Source organism: Bacillus sp. FSL K6-0972 (assembly GCF_037976035.1).
Lineage (GTDB): Bacteria > Bacillota > Bacilli > Bacillales > Bacillaceae > Bacillus > Bacillus haynesii.
Genome location: NZ_CP150260.1, coordinates 1783001 through 1804925 on the forward strand (window position 1 = coordinate 1783001; position 21925 = coordinate 1804925).

Sequence of the window (21925 nt, forward strand, 5' to 3'; positions counted from 1 at the left end):
ATGATCAAAGTTACGCGATTAAACGGACAGCCCTTTATTCTGAATGCACTATTCATTGAGCAAATTGAATGTTTTCCGGATACGACCATTACGCTGTCCAACGGAAAAAAGTTTGTTGTCAAAGAAGATGAAGATACAGTTGTGGATACAATCGTGTCATTCTATCAAAAAATCCAAATACTTTCTTGTGACCAAAGAATTGAGGAATCTGAATGAATAAAAAACTTCTAGGAATTATGCTGACGATTATTCTGGCAATTGCTGTGTTAGGAACCGCTGCGTTCTTTGTCATCAAGGGAAGCGCAAGTGAAAAAGATCAAAATGCCGAACCTTCGATTGATGAAGTGGTCGAATCTTCAGTTGAAGTCGCCGAAATCACGACAAACTTGAAATCAGACAATGTGGTCCGTTTGTCAATCAAGCTTGAAACCGATTCGAAAGAGGCGAAAGAAGAGCTTGAAAAGCGGGATTTCCAAATTAAAGATTCAGTCATTTCCCTTTTGGCGAACACGAACGCAGATGAGCTTGAAGGACAAAAAGGAAAAGAAAAATTTAAAGAACAGCTGAAAGAAAAGCTGAACACGAACTACATGAAAGAGGGAAAAGTGAAAACTGTATACATTACCTCCTTTAATCTGCAGTAGGAACATAGATGACAGAACCATGGAGGTGAAAACAGATGGCAGGAGAAGTGCTCTCCCAAAATGAAATCGATGCACTGCTTTCAGCAATATCGACCGGTGAAATGGACGCCGACGAGCTGAAAAAAGAAGAGTCCGTTAAAAAGGTAAAAGTCTATGACTTTAAACGGGCGCTCCGCTTTTCAAAGGATCAAATCCGCAGCTTGACAAGGATTCATGATAACTTTGCTAGGCTGCTAACGACTTATTTCTCGGCTCAGCTGAGAACCTATATCCAGATCTCGGTCAGCTCGGTTGATCAGGTTCCGTATGAGGAATTCATCAGATCCATTCCGAATATGACGATCCTCAATCTGTTTGAGGTTCGCCCTCTTGAAGGAAGAATCATGATGGAGATCAACCCGACCATCGCCTATACGATGATGGACCGGGTGATGGGCGGGATCGGCTCGAGCCACAACAAAATTGACAGCATGACGGAAATTGAGACGAAAATCATGACCAATTTATTCGAAAACTGCCTCACGAATTACAAAGATGCGTGGGAATCTATCACGGAAATCGAGCCGGAAATGTCCGATTTTGAAGTGAATCCGCAGTTTGTGCAAATGGTATCGCCGAATGAGACGGTCGTTGTCATTTCGCTGAACACGCAAATAGGAGACATCAGCGGGGTTATCAACCTGTGTATCCCGCATGTCGTCCTGGAACCGATCATTCCTAAGCTTTCCGTTCACTACTGGATGCAATCAGACAGAATTGAACCAAAACCGGAGGAAACAAAGTCGATAGAAAAGCGGATAATGACGGCGCAAATTCCAATTGTCGCAGAACTCGGATCATCGGAATTAACCATTGAAGAGTTTTTAAATTTAGAAATTGGAGATTGTATCACTTTGGACAAATCAGTAGCAGAACCTCTTACTGTTTTGGTCGGAGATAAACCGAAATTTCTAGCACAAGCCGGCCGAATGAATCGAAAGACTGCGATTCAAATTCTAGATCACGACATAAGAGGTGAAGAATATGGAGAATAACAATAGGTTATCACAGGATGAAATTGATGCGCTGCTTAAAGGCGGCGATGATACGGCTCAAGAGCAGCCGGAATCAGGGTTGTCCCTGATGGAACAGGATACGATCGGGGAAATCGGAAACATTTCCTTTGGGAGCTCTGCAACAGCTTTGTCCACTTTATTGAATCAAAAAGTCGAAATTACAACGCCGACTGTTTCGGTGATTGAAAAAAGCCATTTAAATGATGAGTTCCCGCACCCGTATGTTTCAATCGGTGTGAGCTATACGGAAGGTTTTTCAGGAAACAATCTTCTCGTCATCAAGCAGGAAGATGCCGCGATCATCGCTGATTTGATGATGGGTGGAGACGGGACGAACGCAGATCCGTCGCTTGGCGAAATTCATTTAAGCGCCGTTCAGGAAGCGATGAACCAAATGATGGGTTCCGCAGCGACGTCGATGTCCACCGTCTTCAGCAAGAAGATTGATATTTCTCCGCCGGAAGTTGACCTCCTTGATGTAAATGAAGGGGAAGGGACTGAGCAAATTCCGAAAGAGGACCCGCTCGTCAAAGTATCTTTCAGACTAAAAGTCGGAGATCTGATCGATTCGCATATAATGCAGCTTTATCCGCTGACCTTTGCAAAAGACCTTATTGATGAATTAACGAATCAGGACGGCGGAGAAGAGTCTGTGCAGACTGAAGAGGTACAGCCGCCCGTACAGGAAAAACCGGCGCCTAGTCCGAGTCCGGCACCTGCTCAGACACAGAGACAGGAGCCTGCGCCTAAACGGCAAGGGACGGCAAAAGTTTCAGAGCCTGTGCAAGTGGCACCGGCAGAGTTTCAATCCTTTGCCCCTCAGACTGAAGCGCAGCCGCACCTTCATAACCTTGACATGCTCATGGATATTCCTTTGTCCGTCACAGTCGAACTGGGGAGGACAAACCGCAGCGTCAAAGAGGTGCTTGAACTGTCAACCGGCAGTATCATTGAGCTTGACAAACTCGCCGGTGAGCCTGTCGACATCCTGGTCAACCAGCGCGTCGTTGCCAAAGGCGAAGTCGTCGTCATAGACGAAAACTTCGGCGTCAGGGTGACAGACATTTTAAGTCAGGCGGAACGAATCAGCAAATTACGATAATAACAGATTGATTGGAGAGATTAATAATGGCTTACAAGATTTTAGTAGTTGATGATGCAGCATTTATGAGAATGATGATTAAAGACATTTTGGTGAAAAACGGCTTTGAAGTCGTCGCAGAAGCGCAAGACGGAGCACAGGCTGTTGAAAAATATAAAGAGCATTCACCTGATCTTGTCACAATGGATATCACAATGCCGGAAAAAGACGGAATTACGGCTCTTAAAGAAATCAAAGAAATCGATCCGCAGGCAAAAATCATCATGTGTTCGGCAATGGGCCAGCAATCGATGGTTATCGACGCCATCCAGGCGGGAGCGAAAGACTTTATCGTCAAACCGTTCCAGGCTGACCGCGTCATGGAAGCGATCAATAAAACGCTAAGCTAAAGGGTGTACAACTTGTTTAAGAAACCTCTTATTTTCATAGCCGGCCTTTGTCTGTTTGCCTTTTTCGTTTTGCCGTACGCTCCGGCTCTCGCAGAGGAATCGGGGGACCAGACCGTTGATCATCTGTTTGAGCAAAAAGGTGCGGGCAAAGAGAAAGAAAAAGAAAAAGCAAAAGACAAAGACAAAACCGAGGAAAAAAGTTCTCTTAAGGAAGAGGCGGAGACCGAACCCCCGTCTCCTTCCGTTTCCATATTTGATTTTGTGAAAATGATCGGCGCGTTACTGTTCGTCATTTTTCTGATCTATGCACTGGTCAAGTTCATGAATAAACGCAACCGCCTGCTAAAACCCTTCCAGTATGTCGAAAACATCGGCGGGACTTCGCTCGGACAAAACAAGTCCGTACAGCTGATTAAAGTAGGAAACAGGGTGCTGGTCGTCGGTGTCGGCGAAAATATCCAGCTGCTGAAAGAGATCGATGATGAAAAGGAATATAAAGAAATTCTCACGCAGCATGAAGCTGCGATGAACAGCAAGATTGAATGGCAGAAATGGATGGATCAAGTCAAAGTTCCAGGTGTGCAAAAACAAAGCGGCACGGCATCTTTTTCCGAGTCGTTAAAAGCACAGCTCGCGGAACTGAAACAAAATCGCGCAGAAGGCAGAAAGAAAGGCCAAAATCAACATGAATGAGTTTATGGATTTATTTAATTCAAGCGATGCGGCAAATGTCAGCGCCAGCGTCCGGCTCTTGCTGCTTTTGACAGTATTTTCGATCGCTCCGGGGATCTTGATCCTGATGACATGTTTCACAAGGGTTGTCATCGTCTTGTCCTTTGTCAGGACATCGCTGGCAACACAATCAATGCCCCCAAACCAGGTGCTGATCGGACTTGCACTGTTCCTGACATTTTTCATTATGGGGCCGACTTTTTCAGAGATTAATAAAGAAGCGCTGACGCCATTAATGAACAATAAAATCACCTTGGATGAAGCTTACACAAAAGCGGAAGCCCCGATCAAAACATTTATGAGCAAGCATACAAGACAGAAAGATCTGGCTTTATTTATGAATTACGCAAAGATGGAAACGCCTGAATCCATCGATGATATTCCGCTTTCAACAATGGTTCCCGCGTTTGTCATCTCAGAATTGAAAACCGCGTTTCAAATGGGATTTATGATATTTATACCGTTTCTAATTATCGATATGGTTGTGGCAAGTGTTTTGATGTCGATGGGGATGATGATGCTTCCTCCGGTCATGATTTCACTGCCGTTTAAGATTTTGTTGTTTGTTCTTGTAGATGGCTGGTATTTAATCGTTAAATCTTTGCTGCAAAGCTTTTAGAGTAGGTGCTAATACATGAATTCAGAATTTGTTATATCGATGGCTGAAAGGGCTGTATACGTAACATTGCTTATCAGCGGGCCGCTTTTGGCGCTCGCTCTTCTCGTCGGGCTGATCGTCAGCGTTTTTCAGGCAACCACCCAAATACAGGAACAGACTCTTGCATTCATTCCGAAAATCGTCGCCGTTTTGGTCGGACTCGTCGTTTTCGGCCCATGGATGCTGTCGACGATTTTATCATTCGCGACTGAGCTGTTCTCTAATTTAAACCGTTTTGCAGGGTAGTTTTAACATGTCAATAATCGAATCATTTCCAGCCTTTTTACTTGTGTTTGTCAGAATTACAGCATTCTATGTAACGGTGCCTCTATTTTCTTATCGGACAATTCCGGCCGTTCATAAAATAGGTTTTGCATTTTTTCTTGCGCTCGTCAGTTTTCAGGCGATTGAAAAGCCTCCTCAGCTTGATGTTGACGGAGTTTACATGATGTTAGCCATGAAGGAAGCGCTCATCGGGCTTCTGCTTGGGCTGATCGCCTACATGATGATCTCAGCCGTTCAAATCGCCGGATCATTCATTGATTTTCAAATGGGATTTGCGGTGGCGAATGTGATCGATCCCCAGACAGGGGCGCAAAGCCCGCTTGTCGGCCAGTTTTTATATACGATGGCGCTGCTTCTCATGCTGAGCCTGAATGCGCACCACCTCCTGCTTGACGGGATTTATTACAGCTATCAATACATTCCGGTCGACAAGATGGCGCTGTCGTTTGGAAGCGAAGGGTTTGCCGAGTTTATTGCAAAAAGCTTCAACACGATGTTTATTACAGCATTTCAATTGTCTGCGCCTGTTGTGGCTTGTTTGTTTTTAGTCGATCTGGCATTGGGGATTGTGGCGAGAACGGTGCCGCAGCTCAACGTGTTTGTCGTCGGGCTTCCTTTGAAAATTGCGATCACCTTTATCATGCTCATCATTTGCATGGCCGTTATGTTCAGCATGATGCAGCACGTCTTCGAATTTGCCATTCGGACAATGAGAGATCTATTAACTTTGCTTGGGGTGGCATGATGAAGCTGACGTTGGATTTGCAATTTTTCGCAGGTGAAAAAACGGAAAAAGCGACGCCGAAAAAACGGCGGGAAAGCAGAAAAAAAGGACAGGTTGCCAAAAGTGCAGATGTCAATACAGCGGTCACACTTCTCATCGTGTTTTTATCCTTTTTATTCATCGGACCTTTTATGAGAGACCGCCTGCTCGCCCTGATCGAAAAGTATTACAAAGAGTTGATCACGATGAAGGTGTCAGTCGCCAATATTCCCGGCCTGTTTCAAAGTCTTGTGCTTGAATCGGGTCTCATCATGGCACCGCTTTTGCTGACAGCTGTCGTCTCCGGGGTATTGAGCAACTATTTGCAAGTCGGGTTTTTATTTGCCCCTGAAGCGATCAAGCCTGATTTGAAAAAGCTTGACCCGCTTAAAGGATTCAAACGGATTTACAGCATCAGGGCGATCGTTGAACTGCTTAAATCGATTTTAAAAATCGTGATTGTCGGCGGCGTGACATTCGCCGTTCTCTGGCTGAACTTTGACAAAATCCTCAGAATCCCGGCGCTGTCCGCTGGCGAGGCTTTGTCATATGTCGGCTGGCTCACCTTTTTAATGGGGGTTTCCGCTGCAGTCGCATTGATTTTTCTCGCGGTGCTCGATTACCTCTATCAAAAATTCGATTATGAGAAAAATATTCGAATGTCAAAACAGGACATTAAAGACGAATACAAAAAAACCGAAGGCGATCCTCTGATCAAGTCGAAGATCAAGCAGAAGCAAAAGGAAATGGCGATGCGCCGCATGATGCAGGAAGTGCCAAAAGCGGATGTCATCATCACGAACCCGACCCATTACGCCGTCGCACTGAAATATGACGAAAACAAAATGGATGCGCCGTTTATCCTCGCAAAAGGGGTCGATCTGATGGCTCTGAAAATCAGGCAGATCGCCAAAGAACACGATGTCATGACGGTCGAGAACAGACCTTTGGCGAGGGCGCTCTATGACCAGGTTGAGATCGACCAGGCCGTTCCGGAAGAGTTCTTTAAGGCCGTTGCCGAAATCCTGGCCTATGTTTACAAAACAAAGCAAAAAATCTAGTGAATTTTTCAGTTTTAAAAGGAGAGAAACAGCATGTCTGCAAGAGATTTATCTATTTTATCCGGCGTTGTCCTCATTGTGGCAATGCTTATCATACCCTTTCCAACATGGATGTTGAGCATCTTAATTATCGTTAATATTTCTCTTGCGTTAATCGTGCTTCTCACCACAATGAACATGCAAGAACCGCTGCAATTTTCGATTTTTCCTTCTTTACTGCTCCTCTTGACGCTGTTCCGTCTCGGGCTGAATGTATCGACGACGCGTTCGATTCTGTCCAACGGAGATGCGGGAAAAGTAGTCGAGACGTTCGGGTCTTTCGTTGTCGGCGGGAACGTTTTGGTCGGTCTCGTTGTCTTTATCATTTTGATCATTATCCAATTTATCGTCATAACGAAAGGGGCGGAACGGGTATCTGAAGTTGCTGCCAGGTTCACCCTCGACGCCATGCCGGGGAAACAGATGAGCATTGATGCCGATTTGAATGCCGGAATGGTGACCGAGCAGGAAGCGAAAGTGCGCCGCGAGAAGGTGGCGCGTGAAGCTGATTTCTACGGCGCGATGGACGGAGCGAGCAAATTCGTGAAAGGGGATGCGATCGCAGGGATCATCATCGTCCTCATCAACGTCCTTTTCGGAATTGTCATCGGCATGCTGCAAAAACAGATGAGCATTCAGGAAGCCGCTTCACACTTTACGCTCTTGTCTGTAGGCGACGGAATCGTCTCTCAGCTGCCTGCGCTCTTGATATCAACGGCGACGGGTATCGTCGTGACAAGAGCAGCATCGGAAGGAAACCTCGGCCACGATATTACAGGCCAGCTGTTTGCCTATCCAAAGCTTTTGTATGTAACGGCGGGAACGATTTTCCTGCTCGGGATTTTCACGCCGATCGGCATTCTCCTGACAGGCCCTCTGGCTCTTCTTCTCGCCATCGGCGGCTATATGCTCTCCAAAGCCGGTGAAGAGAAGGAAAAAGTGGAGGATATCCTTGAGGAAGAAGCTGAAGTGGACGAATTAAAAAGCCCCGAAAGCGTCGTCCATTTGCTCGATATTGATCCGATCGAATTTGAATTCGGCTACGGATTGATTCCGCTTGCAGATGCAAATCAGGGCGGCGACCTATTAGACAGGATCGTCATGATCAGGCGCCAGCTCGCGCTTGAACTCGGGCTCGTCATTCCGGTCGTCAGAATCAGGGATAACATCGCTCTTCAGCCGAACGAGTACAGGCTCAAAATTAAAGGAAACGAAGTCGCGAAAGGCGAGCTTCTCCTCGATCACTTTTTGGCGATGTCTCCGACAGGCGAAGACGATCAGATCGAAGGGATTGACACGATCGAACCGTCCTTCGGCCTCCCGGCTAAATGGATACCGGAATCTCAGAAAGATCAGGCCGAAATGCTCGGCTATACGGTTGTCGATCCGGCTTCAGTCGTGTCGACCCATATTACAGAGCAGGTGAAAAAACACGCCCATGAACTGATCGGAAGACAGGAAACGAAACAGCTGATCGACCACTTGAAAGAATCTTATCCTGTACTGGTCGAAGAGGTCTCGCCGAATCCGCTGTCTGTCGGTGATATACAGAAAGTGCTGGCAAAACTTCTGAAAGAAAAAGTATCGATCAGGAACTTGGTGACAATCTTTGAAACGCTGGCCGACTACGGAAAACTGACGACGGATTCAGATATGCTGACCGAGTACGTGAGACAGGCTCTTGCCAAGCAGATCACCGCCCAATATGCGAAGGAAAATGAGACGCTGAAAGTGGTGACTTGTTCGGGCCGCGTCGAAAAGGCCGTGGCGGAAGGAATTCAGCAGACTGAACACGGCAACTTTTTATCTCTTGAACCTGCATTATCCGAAAATATCATTCAATCTGTAGCAAGAGAAATCGAACAGCTCTCATTAAGGCAGGAAGTGCCGATCCTTCTATGTTCGCCGCCTGTCAGAATGTATGTCAAACAGCTGCTTGAGCGCTATTTCCCTGATCTGCCGGTTCTTTCCTATAACGAATTGGAAGCCAATGTAGAAGTTCAAAGCATCGGAGTGGTGGATATTCAATGAAAATCAAAAAATTTGTAGCTGGTTCTATGCAGGAAGCCACAAAGCAAATTATACAGGAGCTCGGAAATGACGCCGTAATCTTGAATTCTAAAAAGATTCAAACGAGAAAATTTCTCGGCTTTGTGAAAAAAACCGGGGTTGAAGTGATCGCGGTTGTCGATCAGGACTTTTCCGACGCAAGGAAGCCAGACCGGCAAAAGCCCGTTTTCCGTGAACAAAGTCCTTCGCCTGTCCCGCAGCCGGACCACCTTGATTTGGCAAGCCAAGTGAAAGAGCTGAAAGAACTGCTGGAAATGCGGCAGCATGAGCAGCCTGTTGATGTGCTGCCTGAGCCGCTGAAAAAGGCGGACCAGCTTCTGGCAAAGCAAGGGGTATCGCCAGCCATCCGTACGAAAGCGCTCGGCCGGTTGGTCAGCACTTCTTTAAGAAACGGCGAAGAGTGGACGGATGATAAGGCACTGGCGCACTTAACAGATGCTTTGGCAGATCTTCTTCCCGTCAATCAGGAACAGGACGTGGCGATTCATTCGCAATATGTCGTGCTCTTCGGATCGACCGGAGTCGGTAAAACGACGACATTGGCAAAGCTCGCCGCTTCTTCTGTGCTGGAAAAGCAGAAAAAAATCGCTTTTATCACAACGGATACGTACCGGATTGCAGCGGTTGAACAGCTCAGGACATATGCCGAGCTTCTGAATGCGCCGCTCGAGGTGTGCTACACGAAAGAAGAATTTAAAGCGGCCCAGCAAAAGTTCACTGATTTTGACCACGTCTTCATCGATACGGCGGGCCGGAATTTCAAAGACGGGCAATATGTCAGGGAGCTGAAGGAAATCATTCCGTTTGAGCGTAAGATACAGGCGTTTCTCGTCATGTCCGCGACAAGCAAGTACGAGGATATGAAGGAGCTCATTAAGCAGTTCTCAAGCATTCCGATCGATCAGTTGATATTCACGAAAGTGGATGAAACCGATTCGTTGGGAAGCGTCATGAATCTGCTCGCCGAATCGAGAATCGGCCTCGGCTATATTACAAACGGACAAAATGTTCCGGAAGATATCCGCTACTTGTCAAATGCATCATTTGTCAGACTGCTTACGGGGTGTTGAACATGGATCAGGCAGAAAGCTTACGAAGGCGGATGGGGCAGCGCTTCGCCGAACCGCCCGCCGCTATCGCTCATCCAAAAGCGAAAACGCTCGCTGTCATGAGCGGAAAAGGAGGCGTCGGGAAGTCGAACGTATCGCTGAATACGGCTCTCGCCTTCTTGGAAAAAGGAAAGAGCGTGCTGTTGATCGATCTTGATGTCGGTATGGGAAACATCGATATTCTGATCGGCCGGCAATCGCTCTACACCGTGATGGATCTCCTTCAGCAAAAAATGCCGTTTGAGCGCGCCTTGTCAGCCGGCCCGCGAGGCCTTCAATACATTTCGGGCGGAACAGGGCTGGATGCGATGTTCGAATTGAACAGGGAAAACTGGACGTTTTTTCTGAAGGAATTGACGAGGGCTTTGACAAGCTTCGATTATGTCATCTTTGACATGGGAGCGGGGCTGTCAAAAGATCAGCTGCCATTCGTCCTGTCAGCGGATGAAATTCTGGTCGTCACCACGCCGGAGCCGACATCCATCATGGACGCTTACAGCGCGATCAAGCATTTGGCATTAACCGGACGCGATCTTCAGCTCAAAGTCGTTGTCAATCGCTGTACAACCCAAAAAGACGGAATTTCTGCCTTTCTCCGCCTTTCCCACACGGTAAACGCTTTTTTACAGCAAAAGCTTGCATATGCAGGGCCGATTCCTGAGGATCCCCTGGTATCGAGAGCCGTTGTGGAGCAGCAGCCGTTTCTGATGAAGAATCCGCGTTCAAAGCCGAGCAGGGCGGTTTATCTGCTGGCAGAATCGCTGCTTCATAACGGCAGAACGGAAATGGGCGAAAACCGGTCCTTTATCGATAAATTATCTTCATTCCTGAGGAGGGGCAATACATTATGATTCGTGTTCTTGTCGTTGACGACTCTGCTTTTATGAGAAACATGATCACCAAGTTTTTAACATCCAATCACGAGATTGCTGTAGCAGGAACGGCAAGAAACGGCGAGGAAGCGCTCCAAAAAATCAAGGAGCTCCGTCCGGACGTGATCACATTGGATATTGAAATGCCTGTGATGAACGGAAAAGAAACATTGAAAAGGATCATGGCAAGCGATCCGCTTCCGGTTATCATGGTATCGAGCCTGACGCAGCAGGGGGCGGATATCACGATCGAATGTCTTGAGCTCGGGGCGATCGATTTCGTCGCGAAGCCGTCGGGCTCGATTTCAATTGATTTATACAAAGTAAGAGACATGCTGACTGAGAAGGTTTTGACAGCAGGACGGGTGAAACTGAAAGGCCGGCCTGTTCCGATCTCAAAGCCCGCCATTGAGACAGCGAAGCAGCCTCTGGTAAGCGGCAGCGATTCAGTCCGCTTTCGGGCTGGAAAACAGCTCGTCTGCATCGGTACATCGACTGGGGGACCGAGGGCGCTGCAAAGAGTGCTTCCCAAGCTTCCTAAAACGTTGAAGGCGCCTGTTTTTGTCGTTCAGCACATGCCAAAGGGGTTTACGGCCTCATTAGCGAACAGGCTGAACCACCTCTCAGAAGTAACCGTGAAGGAGGCTGAAAACGGTGAGAGAGCGAAAGACGGCTGGGTTTACATTGCACCCGGAGGGAAAAACATGGCGGTCGGCCTTGAAAAGGGCGAATTGGTGATTACGCTCGATGACCGCGATACAGAAAGCCGCCACAAGCCTTCTGTTGACTACTTGTTCCAATCCCTGGCCTCACTTCGAGATTTTGAAAAAATCGCCGTTATTATGACGGGGATGGGAAGCGACGGAACAGAAGGCGTAAAAGGCCTTTTGAAACATGGAAGCGGAACGGTGATCGCCGAAGCAGCCGAGTCGTCCGTCGTTTTCGGAATGCCGAAATCGGTCATTAACAACGGGCTTGCAAACGACATCAAGCATGTTGATGAGATTGCCGCAGCCATTATGACGTATATGAAAAAAGAGAGGGCGTGACTCATATGGATATGAATCAATATTTAGACGTCTTTATTGAAGAAAGCAGAGAACATTTGCAAACCTGTAACGAAAAATTGCTCGAACTCGAAAAAAATCCTACAGACCTGCAGCTTGTCCATGATATTTTCAGAGCGGCTCATACCTTGAAAGGGATGAGCGCAACGATGGGCTATGAAGACATGGCTCATTTAACGCACAGTCTGGAAAACGTGCTGGACGCGATCCGGAATGAAGAAATGACCATCACATCAGAGTGGATGGACGTCATGTTTGAAGCGCTCGATGACCTTGAAGCGATTGTCCTTTCGATCATTGAAGGGGGCGATGGCAAAAGAGACGTTTCCGAAGTCTGCGCCAAGCTTGATGTGACAGGCGCAAACAAGGAGACAGCCGCATCGGCAGAAGCGCCTGAAGCGGCATCTCCCGAAACGAAATGGACCTATGACGAATTTCAGCGGACGGTCATCGCCGAAGCTGAGGAACAAGGCTTTAAATGTTACGAAATCAATGTTGCATTGAAAGAGGACTGTCTGTTGAAGGGCGTTCGGGTGTACATGGTATTTGAGCAGCTGAACGAAATCGGCGAAGTCGTTAAAACGATTCCGGAAACGGAAGTCCTTGAATCGGAAGATTTTGATTCCGAATTCGTCGTTTGCTTTTTAAGCAAGCACGGGGAAGAAGAGATTTTCAACAAAATCAACGGCGTATCTGAAATCGAAAAAATAGAAGTGACCGAGCTGAAAAACGATTTTTCGGCACAGGAAGAAGCGAAGCCTGCCGCACCTGAAAAGCAAACCGCACCGAAAGAGGCGGAGAAAAAAACGGCGAAGCAGCCGGACGGCAAAAAAGAAGCGGCGAAACCTGCAGCAGGCGGGGGAACGAAGACGATCCGCGTCAACATCGACCGCCTCGATTCATTAATGAACCTGTTTGAGGAGCTGGTCATTGACAGGGGGCGCTTAGAGCAGATCGCCAAAGAACTTGAACACGGCGAATTAACGGAAACCGTCGAACGGATGACAAGAATTTCAGGCGACCTGCAATCGATCATCCTCAATATGAGAATGGTTCCGGTTGAAACGGTATTCAACCGCTTCCCGCGCATGGTCCGCCAGCTGACAAAAGAATTAAATAAAAAGATCGAGCTGTCGATTTTCGGGGCGGAAACAGAGCTTGACAGAACGGTAATAGACGAAATCGGCGACCCGCTTGTCCATCTCTTGAGAAACAGCCTTGATCACGGGATCGAGGCGCCTGAAGTCAGGGTGAAAAACGGTAAACCTGAAACGGGTCAAGTCCGCCTCAAAGCATACCACAGCGGGAACCACGTCTTTATCGAGGTGGAGGATGACGGCGCCGGCATCAACCGCAAAAAGGTGCTCGAAAAAGCGCTTGAGCGCAACGTTATTACTGAACGTGACGCCGAAACGATCGAAGATCATGAAATCGACGCACTCATTTTTGCGCCGGGATTCTCAACCGCAGATCAAATCTCGGATATTTCAGGACGCGGGGTCGGCTTGGACGTTGTCAAAAGCAAGCTGGAATCATTGGGCGGTTCTGTCAGCATCAAATCGAGCGAAGGCGAAGGTTCGCTTTTCTCCATTCAGCTTCCGCTTACACTGTCGATCATATCCGTGCTGCTAGTCAAACTTGAAAATGAAACGTTTGCGATTCCGATTTCTTCTATTATAGAAACGGCTGTCATCGATAAGAAAGATATTCTTCAGACGCACGATCGCGAAGTGATCGACTTCAGGGGCCATATCGTACCGGTGGTTTACCTGAAAGAACAGTTTAATGTTGAGGATTCTTCAGATGATCTTGATCAGCTTCACGCCATCGTCGTGAAAAAAGGAGACAAGCTGACGGCATTTGTTGTCGACTCCTTTATCGGCCAGCAGGAAGTCGTCTTAAAATCACTCGGCGATTATTTAACAAACGTCTTTGCCATTTCCGGCGCGACGATTTTGGGAGACGGACAAGTAGCCCTGATCATCGACTGCAACGCCCTTATTAAATAGAAAGCGAAAGGAGAGCGATCCTCTTGACCACACAGACTACCACCGGTGAAAAAATGATTGTGTTCAAAGTAAATCATAAAGAGTATGCCATCTCTGTATCCGAAGTGATGTCCATTGAAAAATGGCAGCAGCCAACAAGGGTGCCGGGAGTGGAACCGTATATTTGCGGCGTCATTAATTTGAGAGGTGTTGTCACACCTGTCATCGATTTAAGAAAGCGGATTGAAGCGCCTGGAGATACGATTACAGATGAAACGAGAATCATCATCATCACCCATCAGGACATTGAAGTCGGCTGGGTGGTGGATGAAGCGAACGATGTCATCACCGTCGAGGAAGAGGAAATTGAATCGGCTCCCGAAACGGTAGGAAAAGACGGCAGGCAATGGATTAAAGGCATCGTCAAGCAAGGGTCCAGACTTCTCAATCTGATTGACTCTGAAGCTGTTTTAAACCGGAAGTCGAGCCTTGCCGCCGCTTCTGAAAATGTGAAGAAATAAGGAGCCAATGATGAGCGTATTTAACGGAATTAGAGAAGAGCATCTTGATATATTGCGGGAAGTCGGGAATATCGGGGCGGGCCATTCCGCTTCCGCCCTGGCTCTGTTGCTGAACAGGAAAATCGAAATGGAAGTGCCGTTTGTCAAGCTGATGTCGTTTGATGAGCTTGTCAACCTATTCGGCGGTGCAGACCTTCCTGTCGCAAGCATCTTTTTGCGCATGGAAGGGGATTTTCCTGGTTCTATGTTCGTGATCATGCCTTTTTCAGAGGCCGAGCAGCTGATCAGGGAGCTTGTCGGCAATCCGGAATTCGAGATTGACAGCATGACGCCGAATGATATCGGAGCCTCTGCCCTGCACGAACTCGGAAACATTATGGCGGGATCTTATTTGACCGCTCTCGCTGATTTGACAAACCGGCAAATGTACCCGAGCGTCCCAGAACTGACGCTTGATATGTTTGGCGCCGTCATCAGCGAAGGGCTGATCGAGCTCAGCCAAGTCGGAGACCAGGTCATCGTCATCGACAACTCCATTTTTGACGAGGAGCACAACCGGAAAGTAAAAGCGCATTTGTTCCTTCTGCCGGACTATGATTCTTTTGAAAAGCTCTTTCATGCATTGGGTGCAGCGCTATGAAAATCTTAGAAAAAGAAACATCGATTATCAGAGTGGGAATTGCCGATGTAAAAATTGTCCGCACGCCCGACAAGATCAGGACATCGGGTCTCGGCTCATGCGTCGGACTCGTGCTTTATGATTTGGAAGCAAAGACGGCCGGTCTCGTCCACGTCATGCTTCCCGACTCTTCCTTATCCAAGACGCCTGACATCAACGTGGCAAAATACGCGGACACAGCCGTCGAAGCAACGGTCAAGATGCTGCTTGAAGCCGGATGCCGAAAATACGCTTTGAAAGCGAAAATGGCCGGAGGAGCCGAAATGTTTAAATTTAAGATGACAAATGATTTGATGAAAGTCGGGCCAAGAAATGTGCTTGCGATTAAAAAACATCTATCTCTCTTAAACATTCCGATTGTAAGCGAGGATACAGGCGGAAACAGCGGAAGGACGATCGAGTTCGATCCGCAATCAGCAGAACTTGTCATCCGGACAGTTAAACAAGGTGTAACGACGATTTAATATGCAATATAGGGGGATAAAGATGCAATCCTTGAACTATGAAGATCAGATGCTTTGGTCGCGGTGGAAAGAATGGAAAGATCCTCAGGCAGGCGATGATTTAATCCGCCGCTATATGCCGCTTGTGACATATCATGTCGGCCGGATAGCCGTCGGCTTGCCCAAGTCCGTTCATAAAGACGATTTGGTCAGCCTTGGCATGCTGGGTTTGTATGATGCCCTTGAAAAATTTGATCCGGGAAGGGATTTGAAGTTTGATACATACGCTTCCTTCAGAATCAGAGGCGCTATTATCGACGGCCTTCGCAAAGAAGACTGGCTTCCGAGAACATCCCGTGAAAAAACGAAGAAAGTGGAAGCTGCGATCGAAAAGCTCGAACAGCGTTACCTAAGAAATGTTTCGCCGAGCGAAATCGCCGCTGAGCTGGGAATGAGCGAACAAGACGTCGTGACCACAATCAATGAAGGTTTCTTTGCGAACCTCCTTTCAATTGATGAGAAGCTTCACGACCATGAAGACGGGGAGAATGTCCAGGTGATGATAAGGGACGACAAAACGAGCACGCCTGAAGAAAAAATGCTCAAAGACGAACTGATCTCCCAGCTTGCAGAAAAAATAAACGAGCTTTCAGAAAAAGAGCAGCTCGTGATCAGCTTATTCTATAAAGAAGAGCTGACGCTGACGGAAATCGGACAGGTTTTGAATTTGTCGACTTCCCGCATTTCACAGATTCACTCCAAGGCGCTTTTGAAATTGAAGCATCTGCTGGATAAAGTGGTACAATAACATGTAAGCTGTCGGCATAAAACCGGCAGCATTTTTTAAGGCGTCAGACGGGAAGTCTTTTTTTGATTAAATTTCATGGTTAGCGAGTGAAAAATATGTCAACAATATTATGGCTTGTGAGCTTTACGCTCCACGGTATTTTGATTTATTTCGTCATCATTCTGAATACGAGGCTCAGCGCTTTTAAGGCCGCGGAGAAAGAGCAAAAACAGCTTTTGGAAGAAACCGAGAATACATTGACCGCTTTTTTGATGGAGTTAAAAGACGAAAATGAAAAACTCGTTCAGGAGATTCGGGCGAATGCCGAAGAAAAGCCGCAAAGACCGCAAACACAGCCTGACATTCCTGCTCAACCCCCCGTCCTTCCGGAAGCGGACGAATCGCGCGATCTGCCGCTTCACATCGAAGCGATGATCAACGAGGTGGAGCAGGAAGAGGATGAGCTCAATCAAAAGGAGCAGGAAGCATCCATATCCTATGAAGAAGAAGCTCTCGCATTATATGAAAAGGGGCTCTCTCCGGAGGAAATCGCAAGACAGCTGAAAAGCGGGAAAACAGAAATCGAGCTTTTCTTAAAATTTCGCGGAAAGCTGAAAAACGATTCTTGATTGTCGAGAAAGCTTATGTTATATTATTTCTTGGTGTTAATTACACACGCTTAACGATTTATGCAAGCGGTGCTGTGCGCTTCTCGTGCAGTCCTGCATAAAAATGACCTAAGCGGAGGAAAAAAACCATTATATTAGGAGGAAATAACACATGTCAGTCATTTCTATGAAGCAATTGCTTGAAGCTGGTGTTCACTTCGGCCACCAAACGCGCCGCTGGAACCCAAAAATGAAGCGTTACATCTTCACGGAGCGTAACGGAATCTACATCATCGATCTTCAAAAAACAGTCAAAAAAGTTGAAGAAGCATACAACTTCACGAAAAACCTTGCAGCTGACGGAGGAAAAATCCTTTTCGTCGGTACGAAAAAGCAAGCTCAAGACTCTGTTAAAGAAGAAGCGGAACGTTCTGGAATGTACTATGTCAACCAACGCTGGCTTGGCGGTACATTAACAAACTTTGAAACGATCCAAAAGCGTATCAAACGCCTTAAAGATATCGAAAAAATGCAGGAAAACGGCACATTTGACGTACTTCCTAAAAAAGAAGTCGTTCAATTGAAAAAAGAATTAGAGCGTCTTGAAAAATTCCTCGGCGGAATCAAAGAAATGAAAGAGCTTCCTGACGCACTGTTCATCATCGATCCTCGCAAAGAGCGCATCGCGGTTGCAGAAGCGCGCAAGCTGAACATTCCGATCATCGGAATCGTTGACACAAACTGCGATCCAGATGAAATCGATGTTGTCATCCCTGCGAACGATGACGCCATCCGCGCTGTTAAATTGCTGACTTCTAAAATGGCAGATGCCATCCTTGAAGCAAAACAAGGCGAAGAAACAGCTGAAACAGAAGCGAAAGAAGCAGAAACAACTGAAACAACAACTGCTTAACCTGGTCAAAAGGTGATAAGGGGGTCTGCCTTTTATCACCTTTTTTTTCACCAGATCAACATTTACATATTTTGTTTGATATATAAGGAGGAAATCAAAAATGGCAATTACTGCACAAATGGTAAAAGAGCTTCGCGAAAAAACTGGCGCAGGCATGATGGACTGCAAGAAAGCGTTAACTGAAACTGACGGCAACATGGATAAAGCGATCGATCTTCTAAGAGAAAAAGGAATCGCAAAGGCTGCCAAAAAAGCTGACCGCATCGCAGCTGAAGGTTTGACTTTGATCAAAACCGACGGCAACACAGGCGTTATTCTTGAAGTGAACTCTGAAACGGACTTCGTTGCGAAAAACGAAGGCTTCAAAGAGCTTTTAAACGACCTGGCTGACCACATTCTTGCTGAAAAGCCTGAAAGCGTTGAGGCTGCTATGGCCCAAAAAATGGCTAACGGTTCAACTGTAGAAGAATACATCACAAGCGCGGTTGCTAAAATCGGAGAAAAAATCACGCTTCGCCGCTTCGCTGTCCTGACAAAAGGCGATGACGCTGCATTCGGCGCATACCTGCACATGGGCGGAAAAATCGGCGTATTGACTGTCCTTAACGGCACAACTGACGAAGAAACAGCAAGAGACATCGCGATGCACGTTGCGGCTGTTAACCCTCGCTTCATTTCCCGCGACCAAGTGTCAGAAGAAGAAGCGAACCGCGAGCGCGAAATCTTGACTCAGCAGGCGCTTCAAGAAGGCAAGCCTGAAAACATCGTCGCTAAAATGGTTGAAGGCCGCCTGAACAAATACTTCGAAGAAATCTGCCTGCTTGATCAAGCATTCGTTAAAAACCCGGATGAAAAAGTGAAACAGGTCGTTGCTGCGAAAAACGCAACAGTTGAAACATTCGTCCGCTACGAAGTTGGAGAAGGTATCGAAAAACGCCAAGAAAACTTTGCTGAAGAAGTTATGAACCAAGTGAAAAAATAAGATTGAAAAGCGCTTGCCTTAAAACACACGGCAAGGTCTTTTCAAGGAGAATAGGGGACACAATTTGTGTCCCTATTTTTAAAACAGTTTACAAACCTTTTTTTCTCTTGCATAATAAATAACGGCAAGCATGCACTTGGAGGTTATTATGGAAAAACCAAAGTATAATCGTATCGTATTAAAGCTTAGCGGAGAAGCCCTTGCGGGTGAACAGGGAAACGGCATCAACCCGACCGTGATCCAGTCCATCGCCAAACAGGTGAAAGAAATTGCCGAGCTTGATGTTGAAGTGGCGGTCGTCGTCGGCGGCGGCAATCTGTGGCGCGGAAAAACGGGCAGCGATCTCGGAATGGACCGCGCAACTGCGGACTACATGGGAATGCTTGCAACGGTCATGAATTCCCTTGCGCTGCAAGACAGCCTTGAAACGCTCGGGATTCAGTCAAGAGTTCAGACATCCATCGAAATGCGGCAGGTCGCTGAGCCATACATAAGAAGAAAAGCGATTCGCCATCTTGAAAAGAAGCGCGTCGTCATCTTCGCTGCCGGTACAGGCAATCCATACTTCTCAACGGATACGACAGCAGCGCTCAGAGCGGCTGAAATCGAAGCCGACGTCATCTTAATGGCCAAAAATAATGTCGACGGTGTATACAATGCCGATCCTAGAACTGACGAAACAGCCGTAAAATATGAAAAATTGTCTTATCTCGATGTGTTAAAAGACGGTTTGGCTGTCATGGATTCAACCGCTTCTTCACTTTGCATGGATAACGACATCCCGCTGATCGTCTTTTCTATTATGGAAGAAGGAAATATTAAAAAAGCCGTATTAGGCGAACAAATCGGTACAATCGTAAGGGGGAAATAACGTGTCAACTCAAGTGATGAATGAAACAAAAGAACGGATGGAAAAAGCGATAGGCGCTTATCAGCGCGAATTGGCTACTGTCCGTGCAGGACGTGCAAATCCGTCTTTGCTGGACAAAGTGACAGTTGAGTACTACGGAGCGCAAACGCCTTTAAACCAGATTGCGTCCATTACTGTTCCTGAAGCGCGCATGCTCGTCATCACACCATATGACAAAACGGCGCTCGGCGATATCGAAAAAGCGATTCAAAAAGCCGACCTCGGCGTAACTCCGTCAAACGACGGCAATATCATCCGGATCACGATCCCTCCTCTAACTGAGGAGCGCAGAAAAGAGCTTGCCAAGCTCGTGAAAAAATATTCGGAAGATGCTAAAGTCGCGGTCCGCAACATCCGCCGCGATGCGAATGACGATCTGAAAAAACTAGAGAAAAATGGTGAAATGACTGAGGATGAATTGCGCTCTTCAACGGAAGACGTACAAAAGCTGACAGATGAATATGTGTCAAAAATTGATGAGATCACAAAAGATAAAGAGAAAGAAATCATGGAAGTTTAATGAAAAACTCTGTACAATAGATAATAGTGAAAAGACCCTCTCATGTTTACAGGGGGTTTTTTTGTTAATACTGTTGTTATCTAGAACGATATAACAGGAAAGCAACCTTTTGGGTGATGGAGGACTCTCATGCTCAATATACTCAAAAATTGGAAGAATCAGCATTCAGCTGCTTCCAACATGGAATGTTACACAAAAGAAAATATTTTAAAAGGAGAAATTCCTGAACATATCGCCATTATTATGGACGGAAACGGCCGTTGGGCAAAGAAACGGGCGATGCCCCGCATCGCGGGTCATCACGAAGGCATGAAGGTGGTCAGACAGACGACAAAGCTTGCCAATGAGCTCGGTGTCAAAGCGTTGACGCTGTATGCCTTTTCGACGGAAAATTGGAAGCGTCCAAAGCTTGAGGTTGACTTTCTGATGAAGCTGCCTGAAGAGTTTCTGGGAACGTATCTCCCGGAGCTGGTCGAAGAAAATGTCCGGGTCCGCATGACAGGCGATAGGGAAGGACTGCCGCCCCACACGATCCGCGCGGTTGAAAAAGCCATCCGTGATACGGAGAACAATGACGGACTTATTCTTAATTTTGCATTGAATTACGGGGGACGTGCAGAAATCGTCAGAGCCGCAAAGAGAATTGCCGAAGAAGCGAAAAAAGGCACATTGAATACCGAGGAAATCGACGAAAAGCTATTTTCCGATTATTTGATGACAGAAGCTTTGCAGGACCCTGATTTGCTGATTCGCACAAGCGGCGAGATCAGGCTGAGCAACTTCATGCTTTGGCAGCTTGCCTACAGCGAATTTTTATTTACCGATGTATTGTGGCCTGATTTTAAAGAGGTTCACTTGCTTCAGGCTATCGGAGAATATCAGCGTCGCGGGAGAAGGTTTGGCGGAATTTAGAGGATGGTGCAGATGAAACAGAGAATATTGACGGGTGTGATCGCGGCAGCGGTTTTTCTGCCGCTCGTGATTTTCGGCGAGCTGCCGTTCACCCTGCTAGTTTATGCAATAGGTATACTCGCTCTATTTGAACTTTTAAGAATGAAAGGCCTGAAGCTTATCAGCGCTCCGGGTATCATCAGCCTGCTGCTTTTGGCGGTTTTGCTGTATCCAAGCCAATACGCGGAAAACGCGGGGCTGGGTATAACCAAAGGGGAGGTCGTCTTTTTGGCCGTCCTTTTGCTTTTGGCATATACGGTGCTCAGCAAAAACTCGTTTACTTTTGACGAAGCGGCATTCGTGGCGCTCGCAGCAGTTTATATCGGATTCGGGTTTTATTACTTTATTGAAATCAGAAACATCGGACTCAGTTATGTCTTTTTTGCGATCGGCGTCGTCTGGTCGACAGATTCCGGCGCTTATTTTATCGGAAAGGCGTTTGGAAAGCGGAAGCTCTGGCCTGAAATCAGTCCTAACAAAACGGTTGAAGGCTTTTGGGGCGGAATTTTAACAGCGGTCGTTTTTTCCGCGATTTATCAGGCTGCCACAGGTTTTCCGCACGCTTATCTGTTTGTGCTGATCATTACCGTGCTTTTATCAATCGTCGGTCAGATTGGCGATTTGGCCGAGTCTGCTTTCAAAAGGCATTACCAGGTGAAAGACTCGGGCCGGATCCTCCCGGGACACGGCGGAATGCTGGACCGCTTTGACAGCTTTTTATTTGTCATGCCGGTTCTATACTTCCTGCTTGTTCTTTTTCAGCCGTTCGGGCTATGA

General features: G+C 47.0%; 26 protein-coding genes. All 26 read left to right on the forward strand.

Going from position 1 to position 21925, the window contains the following annotated elements:
- The 26 genes from MKX80_RS09080 to MKX80_RS09205 all read left to right on the forward strand — a co-directional run bounded on the left by MKX80_RS09080 (position 1) and on the right by MKX80_RS09205 (position 21925).
- Positions 1 to 216: a flagellar FlbD family protein gene (locus MKX80_RS09080; protein ID WP_003181786.1), complete on the forward strand. Its 216-nt coding sequence runs from the start codon at positions 1 to 3 to the stop codon at positions 214 to 216.
- Entirely contained in the window at positions 213 to 644 is a 432-nt protein-coding gene (gene fliL, locus MKX80_RS09085) for a flagellar basal body-associated protein FliL (RefSeq protein ID WP_144582884.1), read from the forward strand. Before MKX80_RS09080 ends, fliL begins: the two co-directional genes overlap by 4 nt.
- Positions 645 to 679: 35 nt before the next feature.
- Positions 680 to 1678, forward strand: coding sequence for a flagellar motor switch protein FliM (fliM, locus tag MKX80_RS09090; protein ID WP_154999831.1), 999 nt, complete (start codon positions 680 to 682; stop codon positions 1676 to 1678).
- Entirely contained in the window at positions 1668 to 2801 is a 1134-nt protein-coding gene (fliY, locus tag MKX80_RS09095; RefSeq protein ID WP_234113018.1) for a flagellar motor switch phosphatase FliY, read from the forward strand. The genes fliM and fliY overlap by 11 nt, the downstream gene beginning before the upstream one ends.
- Positions 2802 to 2827: 26 nt before the next feature.
- Positions 2828 to 3190 (forward strand): response regulator, encoded by a 363-nt coding sequence (locus MKX80_RS09100; protein WP_003181796.1) that lies wholly within the window; start codon positions 2828 to 2830, stop codon positions 3188 to 3190.
- Between the two features lie 12 nt (positions 3191 to 3202).
- Positions 3203 to 3883, forward strand: a complete 681-nt coding sequence (gene fliZ / locus MKX80_RS09105) for a flagella biosynthesis regulatory protein FliZ (RefSeq protein WP_154999833.1) — start codon at positions 3203 to 3205, stop codon at positions 3881 to 3883.
- On the forward strand, positions 3876 to 4541 hold the full coding sequence (gene fliP, locus MKX80_RS09110) for a flagellar type III secretion system pore protein FliP (protein ID WP_043926382.1): 666 nt from the start codon (positions 3876 to 3878) through the stop codon (positions 4539 to 4541). Before fliZ ends, fliP begins: the two co-directional genes overlap by 8 nt.
- A 15-nt stretch (positions 4542 to 4556) precedes the next feature.
- Complete coding sequence (gene fliQ / locus MKX80_RS09115) at positions 4557 to 4826, forward strand: flagellar biosynthesis protein FliQ (RefSeq protein ID WP_003181801.1); 270 nt, start codon at positions 4557 to 4559, stop codon at positions 4824 to 4826.
- Positions 4827 to 4833: 7 nt separating this feature from the next.
- Positions 4834 to 5610, forward strand: coding sequence for a flagellar biosynthetic protein FliR (gene fliR / locus MKX80_RS09120; protein WP_043926383.1), 777 nt, complete (start codon positions 4834 to 4836; stop codon positions 5608 to 5610).
- The gene (flhB, locus tag MKX80_RS09125; protein WP_154999850.1) at positions 5610 to 6689 is read left to right on the forward strand and encodes a flagellar biosynthesis protein FlhB; all 1080 of its coding nucleotides are present in this window, start codon (positions 5610 to 5612) and stop codon (positions 6687 to 6689) included. The genes fliR and flhB overlap by 1 nt, the downstream gene beginning before the upstream one ends.
- Before the next feature lie 33 nt (positions 6690 to 6722).
- Complete coding sequence (flhA, locus tag MKX80_RS09130) at positions 6723 to 8759, forward strand: flagellar biosynthesis protein FlhA (protein ID WP_154999834.1); 2037 nt, start codon at positions 6723 to 6725, stop codon at positions 8757 to 8759.
- Positions 8756 to 9868, forward strand: coding sequence for a flagellar biosynthesis protein FlhF (gene flhF / locus MKX80_RS09135; protein ID WP_154999835.1), 1113 nt, complete (start codon positions 8756 to 8758; stop codon positions 9866 to 9868). The genes flhA and flhF overlap by 4 nt, the downstream gene beginning before the upstream one ends.
- Positions 9869 to 9870: 2 nt before the next feature.
- Complete coding sequence (locus MKX80_RS09140) at positions 9871 to 10758, forward strand: MinD/ParA family protein (RefSeq protein ID WP_154999836.1); 888 nt, start codon at positions 9871 to 9873, stop codon at positions 10756 to 10758.
- Positions 10755 to 11828 carry a chemotaxis response regulator protein-glutamate methylesterase gene (locus tag MKX80_RS09145; protein ID WP_154999837.1) on the forward strand — a complete coding sequence of 358 codons (1074 nt, stop codon included), beginning with the start codon at positions 10755 to 10757 and terminating at the stop codon, positions 11826 to 11828. The genes MKX80_RS09140 and MKX80_RS09145 overlap by 4 nt, the downstream gene beginning before the upstream one ends.
- A 5-nt stretch (positions 11829 to 11833) precedes the next feature.
- A complete protein-coding gene (locus MKX80_RS09150; protein WP_154999838.1) occupies positions 11834 to 13855 on the forward strand; it encodes a chemotaxis protein CheA in 2022 nt (673 codons plus the stop codon).
- A 23-nt stretch (positions 13856 to 13878) separates the two neighbouring features.
- Entirely contained in the window at positions 13879 to 14355 is a 477-nt protein-coding gene (locus tag MKX80_RS09155) for a chemotaxis protein CheW (protein ID WP_003181816.1), read from the forward strand.
- Positions 14356 to 14365: 10 nt separating this feature from the next.
- Complete coding sequence (locus MKX80_RS09160) at positions 14366 to 14995, forward strand: chemotaxis protein CheC (protein ID WP_003181818.1); 630 nt, start codon at positions 14366 to 14368, stop codon at positions 14993 to 14995.
- Entirely contained in the window at positions 14992 to 15498 is a 507-nt protein-coding gene (locus MKX80_RS09165; protein ID WP_003181820.1) for a chemotaxis protein CheD, read from the forward strand. The genes MKX80_RS09160 and MKX80_RS09165 overlap by 4 nt, the downstream gene beginning before the upstream one ends.
- Positions 15499 to 15520: 22 nt before the next feature.
- Positions 15521 to 16285, forward strand: a complete 765-nt coding sequence (locus MKX80_RS09170; RefSeq protein WP_003181822.1) for a FliA/WhiG family RNA polymerase sigma factor — start codon at positions 15521 to 15523, stop codon at positions 16283 to 16285.
- Between the two features lie 95 nt (positions 16286 to 16380).
- Positions 16381 to 16893 (forward strand): Swarming motility protein SwrB, encoded by a 513-nt coding sequence (locus tag MKX80_RS09175; protein WP_182070678.1) that lies wholly within the window; start codon positions 16381 to 16383, stop codon positions 16891 to 16893.
- A 151-nt stretch (positions 16894 to 17044) separates the two neighbouring features.
- Positions 17045 to 17785 carry a 30S ribosomal protein S2 gene (gene rpsB / locus MKX80_RS09180; RefSeq protein ID WP_043926390.1) on the forward strand — a complete coding sequence of 247 codons (741 nt, stop codon included), beginning with the start codon at positions 17045 to 17047 and terminating at the stop codon, positions 17783 to 17785.
- 100 nt (positions 17786 to 17885) lie between these two features.
- A complete protein-coding gene (tsf, locus tag MKX80_RS09185) occupies positions 17886 to 18767 on the forward strand; it encodes a translation elongation factor Ts (protein WP_075752805.1) in 882 nt (293 codons plus the stop codon).
- Between the two features lie 148 nt (positions 18768 to 18915).
- Positions 18916 to 19638 (forward strand): UMP kinase, encoded by a 723-nt coding sequence (pyrH, locus tag MKX80_RS09190; protein WP_020451416.1) that lies wholly within the window; start codon positions 18916 to 18918, stop codon positions 19636 to 19638.
- A gap of 1 nt (position 19639) precedes the next feature.
- The gene (gene frr / locus MKX80_RS09195) at positions 19640 to 20197 is read left to right on the forward strand and encodes a ribosome recycling factor (protein WP_154999841.1); all 558 of its coding nucleotides are present in this window, start codon (positions 19640 to 19642) and stop codon (positions 20195 to 20197) included.
- 129 nt (positions 20198 to 20326) lie between these two features.
- Positions 20327 to 21109 carry an isoprenyl transferase gene (locus MKX80_RS09200; RefSeq protein WP_154999842.1) on the forward strand — a complete coding sequence of 261 codons (783 nt, stop codon included), beginning with the start codon at positions 20327 to 20329 and terminating at the stop codon, positions 21107 to 21109.
- Positions 21110 to 21121: 12 nt separating this feature from the next.
- Complete coding sequence (locus MKX80_RS09205) at positions 21122 to 21925, forward strand: phosphatidate cytidylyltransferase (protein ID WP_043926394.1); 804 nt, start codon at positions 21122 to 21124, stop codon at positions 21923 to 21925.

Coding starts and splice junctions, on each gene's coding strand:
- MKX80_RS09080 (WP_003181786.1), top strand. CDS start 1: ATGATCAAAGTTACGCGATTAAACGGACAGCCCTTTATTCTGAATGCA.
- MKX80_RS09160 (WP_003181818.1), top strand. CDS start 14,366: ATGAGCGTATTTAACGGAATTAGAGAAGAGCATCTTGATATATTGCGG.
- MKX80_RS09200 (WP_154999842.1), top strand. CDS start 20,327: ATGCTCAATATACTCAAAAATTGGAAGAATCAGCATTCAGCTGCTTCC.
- MKX80_RS09145 (WP_154999837.1), top strand. CDS start 10,755: ATGATTCGTGTTCTTGTCGTTGACGACTCTGCTTTTATGAGAAACATG.
- MKX80_RS09165 (WP_003181820.1), top strand. CDS start 14,992: ATGAAAATCTTAGAAAAAGAAACATCGATTATCAGAGTGGGAATTGCC.
- pyrH (WP_020451416.1), top strand. CDS start 18,916: ATGGAAAAACCAAAGTATAATCGTATCGTATTAAAGCTTAGCGGAGAA.
- tsf (WP_075752805.1), top strand. CDS start 17,886: ATGGCAATTACTGCACAAATGGTAAAAGAGCTTCGCGAAAAAACTGGC.
- fliQ (WP_003181801.1), top strand. CDS start 4,557: ATGAATTCAGAATTTGTTATATCGATGGCTGAAAGGGCTGTATACGTA.
- fliY (WP_234113018.1), top strand. CDS start 1,668: ATGGAGAATAACAATAGGTTATCACAGGATGAAATTGATGCGCTGCTT.
- flhA (WP_154999834.1), top strand. CDS start 6,723: ATGTCTGCAAGAGATTTATCTATTTTATCCGGCGTTGTCCTCATTGTG.
- MKX80_RS09170 (WP_003181822.1), top strand. CDS start 15,521: ATGCAATCCTTGAACTATGAAGATCAGATGCTTTGGTCGCGGTGGAAA.
- flhF (WP_154999835.1), top strand. CDS start 8,756: ATGAAAATCAAAAAATTTGTAGCTGGTTCTATGCAGGAAGCCACAAAG.
- fliL (WP_144582884.1), top strand. CDS start 213: ATGAATAAAAAACTTCTAGGAATTATGCTGACGATTATTCTGGCAATT.
- MKX80_RS09100 (WP_003181796.1), top strand. CDS start 2,828: ATGGCTTACAAGATTTTAGTAGTTGATGATGCAGCATTTATGAGAATG.
- MKX80_RS09140 (WP_154999836.1), top strand. CDS start 9,871: ATGGATCAGGCAGAAAGCTTACGAAGGCGGATGGGGCAGCGCTTCGCC.
- flhB (WP_154999850.1), top strand. CDS start 5,610: ATGAAGCTGACGTTGGATTTGCAATTTTTCGCAGGTGAAAAAACGGAA.
- MKX80_RS09205 (WP_043926394.1), top strand. CDS start 21,122: ATGAAACAGAGAATATTGACGGGTGTGATCGCGGCAGCGGTTTTTCTG.
- fliP (WP_043926382.1), top strand. CDS start 3,876: ATGAATGAGTTTATGGATTTATTTAATTCAAGCGATGCGGCAAATGTC.
- fliM (WP_154999831.1), top strand. CDS start 680: ATGGCAGGAGAAGTGCTCTCCCAAAATGAAATCGATGCACTGCTTTCA.
- MKX80_RS09175 (WP_182070678.1), top strand. CDS start 16,381: ATGTCAACAATATTATGGCTTGTGAGCTTTACGCTCCACGGTATTTTG.
- MKX80_RS09150 (WP_154999838.1), top strand. CDS start 11,834: ATGGATATGAATCAATATTTAGACGTCTTTATTGAAGAAAGCAGAGAA.
- rpsB (WP_043926390.1), top strand. CDS start 17,045: ATGTCAGTCATTTCTATGAAGCAATTGCTTGAAGCTGGTGTTCACTTC.
- fliR (WP_043926383.1), top strand. CDS start 4,834: ATGTCAATAATCGAATCATTTCCAGCCTTTTTACTTGTGTTTGTCAGA.